This is a genomic window from Dysgonomonas mossii DSM 22836, assembly GCF_000213575.1.
GTDB classification, from domain to species: Bacteria; Bacteroidota; Bacteroidia; order Bacteroidales; family Dysgonomonadaceae; genus Dysgonomonas; species Dysgonomonas mossii.
The window spans coordinates 702,694-718,945 of the sequence record NZ_GL892004.1 but is presented as its reverse complement, the minus strand read 5'-3'; the positions used below and the strand labels follow the sequence as shown (position 1 = coordinate 718,945).

The window sequence follows — 16,252 nt, the reverse complement described above, 5'->3', positions numbered from 1 at the left end:
TCCTCATACAATATCGGTATATATAGAGCTATTCAATAAATATCCTAACTCAAACGACTCACCTCCTTCACACCTTTCACTGTTTTCAGTTTCTTTATCAGCCCGTTGAGCATATCTGTATTATTCAACGTCACCGACATATTACCTTGAAACAGACCATCATTTGAGTCGATGCTGATAGAACGCATATTTATACCCTGTTCTTTGGCTATAATAGAGGTCAAGTTGTTAATAATACCGATATCATCATTCCCTATTATCCTCAGCGTAACAGTATAGGTAGAGCCCGATTTACCCGACCACTTGGCAGGAATCACACGATAAGCAAAACGTGAAAACATATCATGAGCATTCGGACAATTTATTCGATGGATCTTTATTCCCTGCGATGACACAAAACCAAATATCTCGTCACCATATATTGGATTACAGCATTTTGCCAACTTATAATCTACTCCTGTCAGATTTTGATCTATAATTAACTCTTCTTTGCTCGAAGAATCTTTTTTTGTTTCGGGAGTATATACAACGTAATTTTCGGCACTTATAGCCTCATGCTTATCATGCTGTTCTGTTTCTTTTCTCTCTAGGTCAAGATATTGATCTATAACAGAATTGACATCAAGACTTTCTTCTGCTATCTTAATATAGAAGTCGGTGATTGTCTTGAAACCAAGCTTTTTGATCAAACGCATCATTATCGACTCGTTGATCTCTATCTTCCTGTTTTTTACCCGACGCTTCAGTTGTTCCTTGGCAATCTCTACTTGTTTATTCGCTTCTTCCTTGAGGCTTTGGCGTATTTTGTTCTTCGCTTTCGAAGTAGTTACAAAATTGAGCCAGTCTTGTTTTGGAGACTGATTGGGCGAAGTAAGTATTTCTATTTGATCTCCGTTCGACAACTTATGGCGGATAGAAACATTACGTCCATTCACTTTACCCGAAACACAGGTAGAACCAATCCGAGAGTGTATAGAAAATGCAAAGTCTAGCACCGTTGCTCCATTCGGTAATTTATGCAAGTCTCCCTTTGGAGTAAATACATAAATCTCGTCATCGTAGAGATCTAGCTTAAAGTTCTCTAATTTCTCACCCGAATCAAGACTTTTATTTTCGAGCATTTCACGCAACCCGGTCAACCAATCGTCCATCTTCGACTGACTTTTCACACCTTTATACTTCCAGTGTGCTGCCAATCCACGCTCAGCAATCTCATCCATACGACGGGTACGTATCTGCACCTCTACCCAACGGGATTCATGCCCCATAACGGTAGTATGCAACGACTCGTAGCCATTGCTTTTGGGAATAGAAAGCCAGTCTTTCAGCCTCTTTGGATTCGGTGTATAAAGATCGGTTACAATCGAATAGGCTTGCCAGCACTCAGGCTTTTCTTTATCTAAGGGTGAATTTAGTACTATGCGAATAGCAAACAGATCATAGATTGACTCAAAATCTATCTTTTGCTTTTTCAGTTTATTATTAATGGATGAAATAGACTTTACTCGCCCCTTTATATCATACTTCAGCCCGGTCTCTTTCAGTCTGGCATCTATCGGTGCTATAAATTCGGCAATATATTTATCACGAGAGGCTTTACTTTCACTTATTTTCTCTACAATATAGTCATAAGACTCTCTGTCGGTATATTTCAGATAAAGGTCTTCAAACTCCGTTTTTATATTATACAGCCCTAACTTGTGTGCCAATGGAGTATACAGAAACGAAACTTCTACAGCCAATTGCAATCGATGCTGTTCGCTATATTTTTCGGCATTTCGGATACGATGGAGCCGGCTCGCTATTTTTATAAGAATTACCCGCATATCCTCGGCGAGTGTTATCAACAGCTTTATGTAATTGTCCGAAGCCATAGCCGACTCGTTCATTTCCAAAGCATTGATTTTCATCAACCCCGACACAATATTCACTATATCTTTACCAAACATCGCAGATACCTCATCCAGCGATATTGACTTGTGCATTACAGGACGATAGACTAGTAAAGCCAGAATTGCAGGGCTTTTCAGTCCAAGTTCTTCCATAAGGATAATAGATGAACTCACTGTAAGATCTGTAATACTGCCAATCTTCTCATCTTTAGCATAGACTCCATCAGTCAATGCCTTCTTTATGACTTTCCTTATTTTCTCAAATTCATCAGGAGACAGAGTTGAATCTAACCCTCTCTTCAGTCTTTTGAACTTAGAATAAGTCAGGTCTTTATCGTTATATGTGGGGAAATTGTCATTCATTTTCTCTACAAAATATGAGTATATATAATTAAATTGACAAAGACAGGAAAAAATAAATCATATTAATCTCGTATCTGTCTGTAAAATTAACGCTTTTTTGAAAGTGACACGTCTTTTTTATAACAGATGTTTTAATTTTTTCATATTTAGAAACTTTATGCTTTTAGCAGACGTTTTAATAGTCAAAGCATTTTAACTTTGCCTATATTAAATAAATAACCCTGTTTCTTTGTGACAGAAACGGTATAAATTAAAAAAAATCAATTTAGATAGAGCAAATATGAAGGCAAACGACTATGCTAAACTCGAAAAAGACTATGACTTCAAGAGGCATTACTTTAATAACACATTCTGGTGGAAAACGTTACTGATGGTTCCACCTATATGTTTCTTGTTTGTCGGACTTGTAGGAATAATATACTTATTCAACAGTGATATGCTCGTATCATGGTATATTATCCCATATCTTTTGTTATTTACGGTTGGTACTATTTGGCTAAAAGCTCTGAAAAGACACATATTCAAAGCTGCGATGACCACAGAAGGTGCTTTTCATATTAGTCTTGCCGCACCATTGGGAGACAAGGGCGACTATACTTACGCCGCATTTGTAAACAATACACGCAGACATGATAAATACTATATCACAAATCTGGTAAAAGATGTATCCCTTCACGACCTTTTAGCGAAGCATGAAGTATCTTTCAAAAAAGAAGCGATTCTTATACATGACGAAGAAAGCGACAGTGATATATATATAAAAGCCTATCCTAAAAAAGAAATAAACAAACGAAATGCAGGATGGAGCATAAGCGAAGGTTATTTTCCGGTGTTATATATAAACGACAAAAATGTTCCGATAATAAGAAGAAAAGATTTAGTGAGGAAATCATAATTCAATTTCATCTTAACAGGATTTTCACAAGTCTTTTATACCTTTGACACTCAAAATATCAAAGAACGTAATTCATGGTTGAAAAAGACTCCAAAAACAAGAAATTTTCCACCCGCATTATCAGTGAAAAATTTTTCAAAAAAGATGTGCATGGTGCAATATCTATGCCTATTTATCGCAATGCGGCTTTCGAGTTTGCCGACTCTGAAAGTATAGCGGCTGCTTTTCAGTACAAAGAAGAGATCCCTTCACATACATATACACGCATAACGAACCCGTCTGTAGAAAATCTGGAACGGAAGATTAAAACAGCATCAGGAGCAGAAAACGTAATGATGGTAGCATCAGGAATGGCTTCAATTTCAAACACCTTCCTTACCATTGCTTATGCCGGAGGTAATATTGTGACATCACCTCACTTGTTTGGTAATACATTTTCGCTATTTAAATTTACCCTTGCGGCATTCGGAGTTGAGGTGCGCTTTGTAAACACCGACAATCTGGAAGAGATTGCTTCGGCTATAGATGAAAATACATGTGCTTTCTTTTGCGAATTAATAACGAATCCGCATTTAGAGATCGCCAACCTACCCGAAATATCAAAGATATTGAGAGTTAAAAATGTTCCGATGATCGTTGACAGCACTATTATTCCTTGGTGTGGCTTCGACGCCAGAAAAGCAGGTGTAGATATCGAGGTAGTTTCTACTACAAAATATATATCAGGTGGAGCTACGAGTATTGGAGGAGCAATCCTCGATTACGGTACGTTCGACTGGACACACAACAAGCGTTTAGCAAATGTAGCAAAAACAGAAGGTGTATCTCAGTTCTCTTTTAAGCTGAAGCGTGAGATAGCCCGTAACATAGGAGCTGCAATGGACCCAGATACCGCTTATCAGCAATCGTTAGGTATGGAAACGCTGGAATTACGTTTCGAAAAAATGTCTGAAACAGCATACGAATTGGCACAATTCCTTTCTCAACTGGCGGATGTTGTTAAAGTAGGTTATCCAAAATTAACGGGCTCTGCATATAAAAATATATCGGATTCCCTGTTTGTTGGTAATCCGGGTGCTATGCTTACATTTAGCCTGAAAGACAAAAAAGCTTGTTACGACTTCATGGATAAACTTTGCATTATCCGCAGAGCAACAAACCTGTTCGATAATAAAACATTAATTATACACCCGGACTCAACCATCTACGGCACATTCACTCCAGAGATGAAGGAGATAATGGGTATAGAAAGTAATCTTATGCGCCTCTCTGTAGGTCTCGAAGATCCGGATGACCTTAAAGCTGACATATTGCAAGCTTTAGGTAAACAAAACTAATCTTGATTTTTAATTGTTATAAGATTATATGATTCAAAGAAAAAGTAGTACTTTTGTGCTCTGATTATTCGAAACGCAAATAATTGGGGCTAAATAGCTGATATAATGAAGATATTGATACTAAATGGACCAAATTTGAACCTGTTGGGAAAACGTGAACCGGAAGTTTACGGAAACATTTCTTTCGAAAATTATTTTACCCAATTGCAACAAAACTATCCAAATTGTGAATTATCTTATTTTCAGTCCAATCACGAAGGAGCTATTATAGATAAAATACATGAAACCGGATTTACATACGATGGCATTGTGCTCAATGCGGGAGCATATACGCATACTTCCATTGCCATACATGATGCCATAAAGGCTGTAACAACTCCGGTAGTTGAGGTGCATATCTCAAACATTCATACCCGTGAGAATTTCCGACACAAATCAATGATTGCTGCAGCCTGTAAAGGTTCTGTCGTTGGGTTAGGTCTGTTATCATACGAATTTGCTATCGATTATTTTCTAAAAGCAAAGAAAATATAAGATTGCAAGTGCAAATCTTTTAAAGAACTATATATTAAATAAAATTCCATTTATGACTCAGAAAAAAACGAAAATTGTAGCTACAATTTCAGACATGCGTTGTGATGTTGATTTTATTCGTGCATTATATAACGAAGGGATCAATGTTGTAAGGATGAACTCTGCCCACATGACAGAGGAAGGGTTTATCAAAGTAATGACTAATGTACGTGCCGTATCTTCACACATTGGTATTATGATGGATACTAAAGGACCGGAAATACGTACAACAGCTACAGCCTCAGGAGAAAAAATAGTTGTTAAAACCGGAGACAAAATCAAAGTTATCGGTGATATCAACTTCCTATCTACTCCCGAGCAAGTTTCACTTTCATATCCAAGCATTATAGAAGACGTACCTGTAGGTAGTCTATTATTGATTGATGATGGAGAAACTGCACTAAAAGTAATCGACAAAACTCCAGAATATCTACTTTGCGAAGTACAAAACGATGGTACAATCGGTAGCCGCAAGAGCGTTAACATACCTGGAGTAAAAGTAAACCTTCCTTCAATCACAGCAAAAGACAGAAGAAGCATCGAAATCGCTATCAAAAACAAAGCAGACTTCATCGCTCACTCTTTCGTAAGACATAAACAAGACGTGTTGGACGTACAAAAGATTTTGGACGAATACAACAGCCCTATCAAAATTATCGCTAAGATTGAAAACCAAGAAGGTGTTGACAATATCGACGAAATCTACGAAACAGCTTATGGCGTGATGGTAGCTCGTGGAGACCTTGGTATTGAAGTTCCACAAGAAAAAATACCTGGAATCCAACGTTTACTTATCCGTAAAGCCGTAGAATACAAAAAACCGGTTATCGTGGCAACTCAAATGTTGCACACAATGATCGAAAATCCACGTCCTACTCGTGCAGAGGTTACAGATATTGCGAACGCAGTATATTACGGAACAGATGCAGTGATGCTTAGTGGAGAAACTGCTTATGGTAAATATCCGGTTGAGGCTGTTCGTGCTATGGCTCAGATTGCTGCTGCCGCCGAACAATCTAAACTAGAAGAAAAAGCAATGCCGGTTCCTTTCAAAGATAGAGAATACGGAAGAACATCATTCCTAGCTAAGCAAGCTGTTAAATCTTGCAACCAACTTGGGGTGAAAGCTATTGTTACAGACAGTATGACCGGACGTACAGCACGTACCCTTGCCGCATTCCGCAGCAAATGTCCTGTATATGCATTCTGCAACAAAGAAGAAGTTGCTCGTTGGTTATCTTTGAGTTACGGTGTAGATCCTCACTTCCAAGAAGATGCAGGTCTTACTAAGAACCACAAAGAATATTTCGTTAGAGCATTAAACCAACTTCAATTAGACGGAGTATTAAGCTCAGGTGACTATGTTACTTATTTGAGTGGTACTTTCTCTGACGGTAAAGGTGGAACATCTTTCCTTGAAATCGAAAAAGTTGGTGCTGTAATGGAACAAGGCGAAAAATTTTTCGTTCCTGTAGACTAATTAAGGATATAATTCCGAATGAATGATAAAAGGGTGCAATCGCACCCTTTCTTTTTTATTCACAATCTGTTCGGTCATTCGTTGAATCATTATCAGGCTGAGAGACAAGAAGGAAATCGATAGGCTCTGAAGTCTCATTGGCAATATAATGCTTCACCATAGGCTCTATCAAGATGCCTTGCTGCTCGTTAACAACTTCACGTTCGCCTTCAACGTAAAATATTGCTGTTCCTTTTGTCACAAAGAAGAATTGCCTTGCAAGAGAGTGGTAATGTAAAGTTTCTCTTGTATTTGCCGGCATGGTTTCAATTTTCACAGATAAAGAATCCCTACTCATTAGGATCCAACTGCTACATTTATCTCCCCAAAAATAATGGGGCGCTGAATTTTTATCGACTGCTCTTCCCATGATAATTAAATTTAGATGTAACAATATGCTAAATATAAAAAATAAATCGCATAAGAATGCTTTTTTAAGCAACAATTTATAAATAAATATCTTAGTTTTGCAGAATACACCGATATCTGCAGGCTATGACCAGAAAAGAATTGATACAATTAGTAGAACAAATTCTGGATGTAGAGAAATACACAGAAGATCAAATGAATGAGATGTTAGAGTTATTACACAGAAATGTGCCTCACCCTGCAATATCTGATTTGATCTGCTATGAAAATTTATCTTCGGAAGAAATTGTAGACAAAGCGTTAAATTATAAACCGATTCAGTTATAAACCATGTCATTGGAAAAGGACGAAGCTATAGAAAGCTATATTCTTTCTCGCATCGATGAAGAAAGCGAGCTGCTCAAACAATTAAACAGGGACGCCCACGTAAATTTATTAAAGCCAAGAATGTTATCGGGACATCTGCAAGGACGTATGCTCAAGATGTTTTGCAGAATGATGAATCCTAAATATATTCTCGAAATAGGAACTTATACGGCATACGCAACCCTATGCTTGGCAGAGGGAGTAGATGACGATGCTGAAATACATACCATAGAAGTAAACGACGAGCTCGAAGACTTCATTTTAAAGCACCTGCACAAATCGAAACTTAAAGATAAGATACATCTTCATATAGGAGATGCAATGGAAATAATCCCTCAGATAGACCGCACCTTCGATCTCGTATTCATTGATGCAAACAAACGCCATTACATTGAATATTATAATCTCGTATTCGATAAGATACGTCCCGGTGGACTTATCATTGCCGATAACACATTGTGGGACGGGCATGTACTGGAAACTCCAAAACCATCGGACAAACAAACAATCGGGATACAACAATTCAATGACATGATAGCGAAGGATGACAGAGTAGAAAAAGTAATTCTGCCGATTCGCGACGGCTTGACATTGATATGGAAAAAATAAGAGTCAGATCCTTATAGACTCGAATGTACGGATAGATATATTAAAGTTGCTAACGCTTTAAATAGCTTGCTACTTGTAACTATTTTGTATTACCTTTGTAAGCTAAAATAATTAAGGATGGATACGACCAGACAACAAAAGATAAACAGGCTCATCCAGAAAGAGCTAAGTGAGATTTTCAGAAAACAAACCCAACAGATGAAAGGTGTACTTGTAACAGTGAGCACTGTACGTGTAACACCCGATCTTGGACTAGCAAAAGTATACCTGAGTATTTTCCCTTCCGAGAAAGGAAAAGAATTGCTTGAGAATATAAGAACCAATGTAAAAAGCATTCGTTTCGACTTGGGACAAAAAGTAGGGAAACAACTACGTGTAATTCCCGAACTGGCCTTTTATCTGGACGACTCGCTCGATTATCTGGAAAATATAGACAGGCTTCTGAATAAGGATAATAACGAAGTAAAAGAATAAGCTTGAATCTTGCGCTGCACATAGCCCGCCGTTATCTTTTCGCAAAGAAATCGCATAATGCTATCAACATCATATCGATGATCTCGGTATGTGGGATAACTGTTGCCACAATGGCGCTGGTATGTGCTTTATCGGTTTTTAATGGTTTTACGGATGTGGTAGCAAACACATTCAGCGCTTTCGACCCCGAACTACAAATTACTCCGGCCAAAGGGAAAGTATTTGACCCGACAAGTAAGAAGATAGAAGAAATCAAAGCTTTACCCGAAATAGAATTCACATCCAAATCGCTGGAGGACAATGCTTTGATTAAATTCGCAGACCGACAAGAACCGATTATACTAAAAGGTGTATCATCCAACTTCATCAACCTCGCCAACGTAAATAATCTGATTATAGATGGAAAGTTTTCGTTATGCGAAGGTGATATCGAAAATGGAGTTATAGGTGCAGGCATGGCCATGTTTCTTGGCGTAAGAGCCGGATTCCTCGACCCGGTAGAACTATATGCACCCAAACGAAACGAACGTATCAATCTGGCAAATCCGGCAACAGCATTTACTCAGTCAGAAGTATTCGTATCGGGTGTATTTGCACTCAATCAGCAGAAATATGACGATCAGATGTTTATTGTTTCAATAGACTTGGCACGCGAACTCTTCCACTACGACAAAGAAATATCATCCCTTGATATAAAAGTAAAAGACGGCTATAATGTAGACAAAGTACACAATAAAATAAAGTCGATACTTGGGAAGGATGAATTATTGGTAAAGAACAGATTCGAACAACAAGCAGATCTTTATCGGATGGTAAATGTTGAAAAATGGGTTACATTTCTCATTTTATGCATCATTCTTATAATAGCAGTATTCAATGTTATTGGTTCGCTTACGATGCTCATCATAGAGAAAGACGAGGATGTAAGGATATTAAAAAGCCTTGGAGCAAATAATACATTGATTACACGAATTTTTCTCTTCGAAGGTTGGCTAATCACATTTGTAGGAGCTATTGTTGGTGTAACTCTCGGTCTCACGCTTTGCCTGCTACAGCAATACTTCGGATTATTGAAATTAGGCAATACTCCCGGGGCCTTTGTTATAGATGCATACCCTGTGTCGGTACAAGCTTTGGATATTGTACTGATATTTGTTACAGTGAGTATCATTGGATTCCTCGCCGTAATCTATCCTGTAAACAATCTAAGGAAAAGACTATAAGATCAGTTGCCAGAATTCGACATCAATCAGTTTTCCGAATTTGACTCCCGACTCCCTGAAATTACCGACCAACTCAAAGTTAAATTTTCGATGAAGCTTTCGGCTTGGATCATTGGGCAATGATATTACACCAATCAGTGAATGTATGTTTATATTTCGGGCTCTGTTTATTAATTCCTGATATAAAATACTGCCCACTCCGCTTCCTATGGCATTACGATCAAGATATACGCTTGTTTCTAGCGTTATATCGTAAGCTACACGCTCACGCCAATTGTTGAGATAGGCATAACCAATTATTCGCCCATCTTTCTCGTATACAAAATAAGGAAACCCTTTTGCCTGCACCTTATCTATCCGCTTCCGTATATCTTCGGCAGTAACAAGATCATACTCAAAGGTCACAACTGTTTCCTCAATATAATAATTATAGATAGCTGCTATCTGTGCAGCATCAGCGGGCGTTACATCTCTTATCATTCGATATAAAATAAATAATCCTTACTCTCCGGTATAAGGAGGAATTTCTTGTCCTTGACTTTGAATAGCAGGACTAGCAGCCACAATACTGTCTACAATAAACTTTGTATATCCCCGCCAAGGCAAAGCCCCATAATATTCTTTGTAGTGTAGCTTCACATTCTGTCCGCTGAGAGACATCAGTTTTATAGCCAACTCTTTATTCTCTATCGAAAATTGAAACTCATTGGATTGCAAACCTTGCTGCCCGGGACGAAATCCCGATTGAATCAGCTCTCCTTCGTAGGTCTTGAATATAATCCCCTTATGCTTTACATTATTAAGCATGCCGGCTTTCACCCCCGAATCACTATAAGGCACATAATACCGGATATACAGGAAGGTAAAAAGACCTGCTACAAGGACTGCTAAAATTATAAGAACAACTCTTTTTGCCATAATATTATAAGATGTAAGATGGAACAAAAATTGTAGATGTTTTATTCTGAAAACAAAGATATTCATATTTTTAAACTATTTTTGTTCTACAGTTTAAAAACATAACAGTAAAAACCGAATATTCTATGAATATAGAAGAACTCAGAGAATACTGTATATCTGTAAAGGGCGCATCGGAAAGCTTTCCTTTCGATGAATCTACTTTAGTCTTTAAAGTCATGGGAAAAATGTTCGCATACACAGGCTTAGATCCGAAAGATGGGCTCTTCAAGGTAAATCTGAAATGTGACCCCGAAAGATCGGCTGAACTACGTGCAAGATACGAAGGAATAACACACGGAACTCATACACGAGGCCTCTTATGGAATGCCGTTTATCTTGCGAGTGATGTACCCGATAAACTGATAAAAGAATTAATAGATCATTCTGTAGAAGAAGTTATAAAAAAGCTACCGAAGAATAAACAAGCAGAATATCGAAGTTTGTAAAAGAAATATAAAGCAATGATAATAAAAGACGCTCAATTCGTAATAAGCAATACCGATTATAGAAAATGTCCTCAAGACGGTAAGCCCGAATATGCATTTATTGGACGCTCCAATGTCGGTAAATCATCCCTGATAAATATGCTTACCAACCGCAAAGGACTGGCTATGACATCGTCCAAACCGGGAAAAACTCAGCTCATCAACCACTTCATAATCAATAACGAGTGGTATCTGGTCGATTTACCGGGATATGGATATGCACAACGAGGAAAAGACGGAAGAGAACAGATTCGTAAAATAATAGACAATTATATACTTAAGAGAACTGAGCTAACCTGCCTCTTTCTATTATTAGATTGCAGACACGAACCTCAGAAAATAGACCTTGATTTTATCAATTGGCTGGGCGAAGAAGGGATACCTTTTGTTATTGTATTCACCAAAACAGACAAAATAAGCAAGGGACGGCTAAAAGACAACTCCGAAGCATACATCAACAAATTACATGAAACATGGGAGGAAATCCCGACAATATTTTACACTTCTTCCGAGCAGAGAGCAGGAGGCGATGAGATATTGGATTATATAGACAACATAAATAAAAGCTTGAAAGGGAAATAAAATTTGACTTAAGCCCTGAAAAGGATAGCATACGAAATTAACAACTATTCCATAATACGAAATTCATAAAAAGTCAAGATATGTTATCTGTACCTTTAATAAATATAGCAGATATAAACAGAGCCGATCTGATTTTGGAAAAGATGCAAGATATACAAAAGAATAAAATCTCTACTGTCAACTGGCCGGATCTATACCCTTCCAAGCCTGAAGTTGCATTCAAAATAGCACACGATGGGAGCCATATCTTCTTGCAATTCTTTATTGAAGAAAATGAGATTCTTGCAAAAACAGCAGAAGATAATGGGCATGTATGGACCGATTCGTGCGTAGAATTTTTCATTTCTTTTGATGGATTATATTATTACAATACAGAGTTTTCTTGCATCGGAAAAGCATTGATGGGTTACCGTAAGGAAAAGAAAGACTCACGGCATGCAAGCCAAACAATATTGGACTCCATTAAACGATACCCGAGTCTTGGCATAGAACCCTTTGATAAAAAACAGGGGAATTTCAAATGGAACTTACTGCTCGTTATTCCCGTTACGGCATATTGGATGTCTGACCTAAAATCTCTAAATGGAACAAAAGCCCATGCAAATTTCTATAAATGTGGAGATAATCTGACTATTCCTCATTTTTTATCATGGAATCCTATCCACACAGAGAAGCCAAACTTTCATGTTCCACAATTTTTCGGAGAACTTAATTTCGAATAAAACTATAGGATAGCACTATACTTAAAGAGCAAGAATAGAGGAGAATACTCGTTATTACTTTTTTGTTAAAAAAATGTTACGACCGATTTTTTTTTCTATCTTTGCGGGACAAAAGCAGTTGGTACTGTTTTTCTTGATGAATATATTTTTAATCTTTTATGAAAAATAACTTATTCGATAGGTTTAAACCTAAAGAAAACAAATTCTTCCCTCTTTTGAGCGGAATGGCAGAAGTAATAGTCACCGCATCGGATCTCATCATTGAATGTGTTCAAGTAACTAACCACAACGAAGCTGTAGAGTATTACAAAAAAATCAAAGATCAGGAAAGAAAAGCCGACACTATCCAAAATCAAATCTTCGAAGAGCTCAACCAAACATTTATTACTCCTTTTGACCGGGAAGATATAAACCATCTTTCGTCAACAATGGATGATGTTATTGATCTTATCAATAGTTGTGCTAAGCGTATCATGCTTTACAGCCCGAAAGTAATGCCCGAGAGTGCTGTAAGACTCGCTATGTTTGTAAGAGAATCTTCCGGCTTCCTTATTCAGGCAATCGGAGAACTTGATGTATTGAAAAAAAGTACATCCCGAATAAAAGAATACTGCGAGCAGCTGGGTGTGATTGAAAAAAAGGCCGACGATGTGTACGAACATTTCCTTATCGACCTGTTTGAGAATGAAAAAGATGCCATTGAGGTTATTAAACTAAAAGATATTCTTCACGAACTCGAACGTGCTACCGATGCGGCAGAAGCAGTAGGAAAAATCATCAAAACAATGATCGTTAAGTATTCATAATAAGAAAGAAATGACATTATTAATAATAATCATTATTTTAGCGATCATATTTGATTTCATAAATGGCTTTCACGATGCTGCCAACTCAATAGCAACCGTCGTATCTACGAAAGTTCTTACACCAACCCAAGCTGTAATTTGGGCTGCCTTTTTTAACTTCGTAGCTTATTTTATCGCAAAATATATTATCGGCGGATTTGGTATTGCAGACACTGTATCCAAAACTGTGGATATGGGATATATCATCCAAAACTTTGGAAACCCGTCACTGGTTATCATTGCCGGACTGATAGCTGCTATCTCTTGGAACCTTATTACATGGTGGTTAGGAATCCCTTCATCTTCTTCGCATACACTAATCGGAGGATTTGCAGGAGCCGGTATCGCCGCTTCAGGCTTTCAGGCTGTTCATTCAGGCGTTATTGGTATTATCGCTCTATTTATAGTGGTAGCACCCCTCATTGGTATGGTTTCGGGTAACATCATCACGCTGATCACTCTCCACTTTGTAAAAAAGATAAAACCGAGTAAAGCCGACCGTTGGTTTAAGAACCTACAGCTCGTATCATCTGCTGGCCTTAGTATAGGACATGGATTGAACGACTCACAAAAAGTAATGGGTATCATTGCAGCGGCATTGATTTCATATACAGCAACTACCCCCGACGTTCACCCTTGGCTATATATGAATGACATGAACGATATGCACGATTGGGTGCCATTGGTATGTTTTACAGCCATTGCGATAGGTACAGTTTGCGGAGGATGGAAAATTATGAAAACGATGGGGAACCGTATTACAAAAATAACTCCTATCGAAGGGTTCTGCGCTCAGACAGCAGGCTCTATCACCTTATATATATCCGAAATGCTACACGTGCCGGTAAGTACAACCCACGTAATCACAGGTAGTATAATAGGTGTAGGCTCGGTGAAACGACTTTCAGCTGTTCGCTGGGGGGTAACCAAAGATTTATTGATAGCATGGATACTGACTATTCCTGTTAGCGCCCTGATGGCTATTATATTCTATCACGTTCTGGGACTGATCGTTCGATAAGAACACGCTCTATAAAATAAAAGCGGATGGTTAAAATTAATCATCCGCTTTCTTCATTTAAATTTTTCTATAAAAACATTGCTTTATACATTGAAAAACAATATCTTTGCACCGCTTTTCGAAGCAATAATGTTTAACTTTTTAATGATACTGATCAGGACTGGTGCCAGATCTAATTTTGAATGATTGATAACTTAAAAAATGTACAGCCGGTTGCAGATTTCGACTGGGATTCGTACGAAAAAGGAGACTCTTACACAGGTAAGAGCAAAGAAGAGCTTGTAGAAACCTATGACCAGTCGTTGAACAAAGTAAATGACAAAGAAGTGGTAATGGGTAAAGTAACTGCTATGAACAAACGCGAAGTTGTTGTTAATATCGGTTACAAATCAGACGGTATCGTTTCTATGAACGAATTCCGCTACAACCCGGATCTAAAAATTGGTGACGAAGTAGAGGTATACATCGAAAGCCAAGAAGACAAAAAAGGACAACTTATCCTTTCTCACAAGAAAGCACGTGCTACACGCTCTTGGGATCGTGTTAACGAAGCTCTTGAAAAAGACGAAATCATCAAAGGTTATATTAAATGTCGCACTAAGGGCGGTATGATCGTTGATGTATTTGGTATCGAGGCGTTCTTGCCAGGATCTCAGATCGACGTGAAACCAATCCGCGACTATGATGTATTTGTAGGTAAGACTATGGAGTTCAAGGTAGTGAAAATCAACCACGAGTTCAAAAACGTTGTTGTGTCTCACAAAGCTCTTATCGAAGCTGAACTTGAACAACAGAAAAAAGATATCATCTCTAAGCTTGAAAAAGGTCAGGTACTTGAAGGTACAGTTAAGAACATCACTTCTTACGGTGTATTTATCGACCTTGGCGGCGTAGACGGACTAATCCACATTACAGACCTTTCTTGGGGACGTGTACAACACCCAGAAGAAGTGGTTAAATTGGATGAGAAAATCAACGTTGTTATTCTTGACTTCGATGATGACAAGAAACGTATTGCATTAGGATTGAAACAATTGACTCCTCACCCTTGGGATGCACTTAGCGCTGAGCTTAAAGTTGGCGACAAGGTGAAAGGCAGAGTTGTGGTTATGGCTGACTATGGTGCATTCATCGAAATCGCTCCGGGTGTAGAAGGCTTGATCCACGTTTCAGAAATGAGCTGGGCTCAACACTTACGCAGTGCACAAGACTTTATGAAAGTTGGCGACGAAGTAGAAGCTGTAGTGCTTACACTTGATCGCGACGAACGTAAAATGTCTCTTGGTATCAAACAGTTGAAACCAGATCCATGGGAAAATATCGAAGAAAAATATCCTATCGGAAGCCAGCACACTGCAAAAGTTCGCAACTTCACTAACTTCGGTGTATTTGCTGAAATAGAAGAAGGCGTAGACGGACTAATCCACATTTCAGACCTTTCTTGGACTAAGAAAATCAAACACCCTAGCGAAGTTACTGCTATAGGTGCTGACATCGAAGTACAAGTACTTGAAATAGACAAAGAAAACCGTCGCTTAAGCCTTGGTCACAAACAACTTGAAGAAAACCCTTGGGATGTATTCGAAACTATATTTACTGTAGGTTCTGTACACGAAGGTACTCTTGTTGAAATGGTTGACAAAGGAGCAGTAATCTCTCTACCTTATGGTGTTGAAGGTTTTGCAACTCCTAAGCACTTGGTAAAAGAAGATGGTTCTCAAGCTAAGATCGATGAAAAACTTGATTTCAAAGTAATCGAGTTCAACAAAGACTCTAAAAGAATCATCGTATCTCACAGCCGTGTGTTTGAAGATGAAAAGCCGGAAGCTAAAGAAGCTGCTGCTGAAAAAAGAGCAAAAAAATCTTCTAAGAAAGAACAAGCTGAAACTTCAACTCAATCTAACGTAGAAAAAACTACATTAGGCGATATCGAAGAGCTTGCAGCATTGAAAGAAAAACTTTCGGGAGATAACAAATAAATATCTTTTTGATATTCTGATAAAAGGGTTCACTCATT

18 protein-coding genes are annotated in these 16,252 nt (G+C 38.1%); 14 read left to right on the top strand and 4 right to left on the bottom strand.

Going from position 1 to position 16,252, the window contains the following annotated elements:
• Positions 1 to 44: 44 nt before the first annotated feature.
• Positions 45 to 2,255, bottom strand: coding sequence for a RelA/SpoT family protein (locus HMPREF9456_RS03110; RefSeq protein WP_006841997.1), 2,211 nt, complete (start codon positions 2,253 to 2,255; stop codon positions 45 to 47).
• Between the two features lie 280 nt (positions 2,256 to 2,535).
• On the opposite strand from HMPREF9456_RS03110, the gene HMPREF9456_RS03105 reads away from it, so the two are divergent.
• The 4 genes from HMPREF9456_RS03105 (at position 2,536) to pyk (ending at position 6,540) form a co-directional block, all read left to right on the top strand.
• Entirely contained in the window at positions 2,536 to 3,150 is a 615-nt protein-coding gene (locus HMPREF9456_RS03105; protein ID WP_006841996.1) for a hypothetical protein, read from the top strand.
• 74 nt (positions 3,151 to 3,224) lie between these two features.
• A complete protein-coding gene (locus HMPREF9456_RS03100) occupies positions 3,225 to 4,487 on the top strand; it encodes a PLP-dependent transferase (protein ID WP_006841995.1) in 1,263 nt (420 codons plus the stop codon).
• Between the two features lie 105 nt (positions 4,488 to 4,592).
• The gene (gene aroQ / locus HMPREF9456_RS03095; protein ID WP_006841994.1) at positions 4,593 to 5,021 is read left to right on the top strand and encodes a type II 3-dehydroquinate dehydratase; all 429 of its coding nucleotides are present in this window, start codon (positions 4,593 to 4,595) and stop codon (positions 5,019 to 5,021) included.
• 52 nt (positions 5,022 to 5,073) lie between these two features.
• Positions 5,074 to 6,540 carry a pyruvate kinase gene (gene pyk, locus HMPREF9456_RS03090; RefSeq protein WP_006841993.1) on the top strand — a complete coding sequence of 489 codons (1,467 nt, stop codon included), beginning with the start codon at positions 5,074 to 5,076 and terminating at the stop codon, positions 6,538 to 6,540.
• 55 nt (positions 6,541 to 6,595) lie between these two features.
• On the opposite strand, the gene HMPREF9456_RS03085 is transcribed toward pyk, so the two are convergent.
• The gene (locus tag HMPREF9456_RS03085) at positions 6,596 to 6,841 is read right to left on the bottom strand and encodes a cupin domain-containing protein (protein ID WP_245530981.1); all 246 of its coding nucleotides are present in this window, start codon (positions 6,839 to 6,841) and stop codon (positions 6,596 to 6,598) included.
• 233 nt (positions 6,842 to 7,074) lie between these two features.
• On the opposite strand from HMPREF9456_RS03085, the gene HMPREF9456_RS03080 reads away from it, so the two are divergent.
• From HMPREF9456_RS03080 to HMPREF9456_RS03065, 4 genes are all read left to right on the top strand, one after another.
• Positions 7,075 to 7,275, top strand: coding sequence for a bacteriocin immunity protein (locus HMPREF9456_RS03080; protein WP_006841991.1), 201 nt, complete (start codon positions 7,075 to 7,077; stop codon positions 7,273 to 7,275).
• 3 nt (positions 7,276 to 7,278) lie between these two features.
• Positions 7,279 to 7,923 carry an O-methyltransferase gene (locus HMPREF9456_RS03075; protein WP_006841990.1) on the top strand — a complete coding sequence of 215 codons (645 nt, stop codon included), beginning with the start codon at positions 7,279 to 7,281 and terminating at the stop codon, positions 7,921 to 7,923.
• Between the two features lie 117 nt (positions 7,924 to 8,040).
• On the top strand, positions 8,041 to 8,397 hold the full coding sequence (gene rbfA, locus HMPREF9456_RS03070) for a 30S ribosome-binding factor RbfA (protein ID WP_006841989.1): 357 nt from the start codon (positions 8,041 to 8,043) through the stop codon (positions 8,395 to 8,397).
• A 2-nt stretch (positions 8,398 to 8,399) separates the two neighbouring features.
• Positions 8,400 to 9,620 (top strand): FtsX-like permease family protein, encoded by a 1,221-nt coding sequence (locus tag HMPREF9456_RS03065; protein WP_026176979.1) that lies wholly within the window; start codon positions 8,400 to 8,402, stop codon positions 9,618 to 9,620.
• Here HMPREF9456_RS03065 and HMPREF9456_RS03060 read toward each other — a convergent pair.
• Positions 9,615 to 10,100: a GNAT family N-acetyltransferase gene (locus HMPREF9456_RS03060; protein WP_006841987.1), complete on the bottom strand. Its 486-nt coding sequence runs from the start codon at positions 10,098 to 10,100 to the stop codon at positions 9,615 to 9,617. The genes HMPREF9456_RS03065 and HMPREF9456_RS03060 overlap by 6 nt on opposite strands.
• Before the next feature lie 21 nt (positions 10,101 to 10,121).
• On the bottom strand, positions 10,122 to 10,538 hold the full coding sequence (locus HMPREF9456_RS03055) for a hypothetical protein (RefSeq protein WP_018074655.1): 417 nt from the start codon (positions 10,536 to 10,538) through the stop codon (positions 10,122 to 10,124).
• Positions 10,539 to 10,663: 125 nt separating this feature from the next.
• On the opposite strand from HMPREF9456_RS03055, the gene HMPREF9456_RS03050 reads away from it, so the two are divergent.
• From HMPREF9456_RS03050 to rpsA, 6 genes are all read left to right on the top strand, one after another.
• Positions 10,664 to 11,026, top strand: coding sequence for an MmcQ/YjbR family DNA-binding protein (locus tag HMPREF9456_RS03050; RefSeq protein ID WP_006841985.1), 363 nt, complete (start codon positions 10,664 to 10,666; stop codon positions 11,024 to 11,026).
• Positions 11,027 to 11,041: 15 nt separating this feature from the next.
• On the top strand, positions 11,042 to 11,647 hold the full coding sequence (yihA, locus tag HMPREF9456_RS03045) for a ribosome biogenesis GTP-binding protein YihA/YsxC (protein ID WP_006841984.1): 606 nt from the start codon (positions 11,042 to 11,044) through the stop codon (positions 11,645 to 11,647).
• A gap of 80 nt (positions 11,648 to 11,727) precedes the next feature.
• Positions 11,728 to 12,369, top strand: a complete 642-nt coding sequence (locus tag HMPREF9456_RS03040) for a carbohydrate-binding family 9-like protein (protein WP_006841983.1) — start codon at positions 11,728 to 11,730, stop codon at positions 12,367 to 12,369.
• A 158-nt stretch (positions 12,370 to 12,527) separates the two neighbouring features.
• A complete protein-coding gene (locus HMPREF9456_RS03035) occupies positions 12,528 to 13,175 on the top strand; it encodes a DUF47 domain-containing protein (protein ID WP_006841982.1) in 648 nt (215 codons plus the stop codon).
• Positions 13,176 to 13,185: 10 nt separating this feature from the next.
• On the top strand, positions 13,186 to 14,235 hold the full coding sequence (locus tag HMPREF9456_RS03030; RefSeq protein WP_006841981.1) for an inorganic phosphate transporter: 1,050 nt from the start codon (positions 13,186 to 13,188) through the stop codon (positions 14,233 to 14,235).
• Positions 14,236 to 14,420: 185 nt separating this feature from the next.
• Positions 14,421 to 16,214, top strand: coding sequence for a 30S ribosomal protein S1 (gene rpsA, locus HMPREF9456_RS03025; RefSeq protein ID WP_026176980.1), 1,794 nt, complete (start codon positions 14,421 to 14,423; stop codon positions 16,212 to 16,214).
• Positions 16,215 to 16,252: the final 38 nt, after the last annotated feature.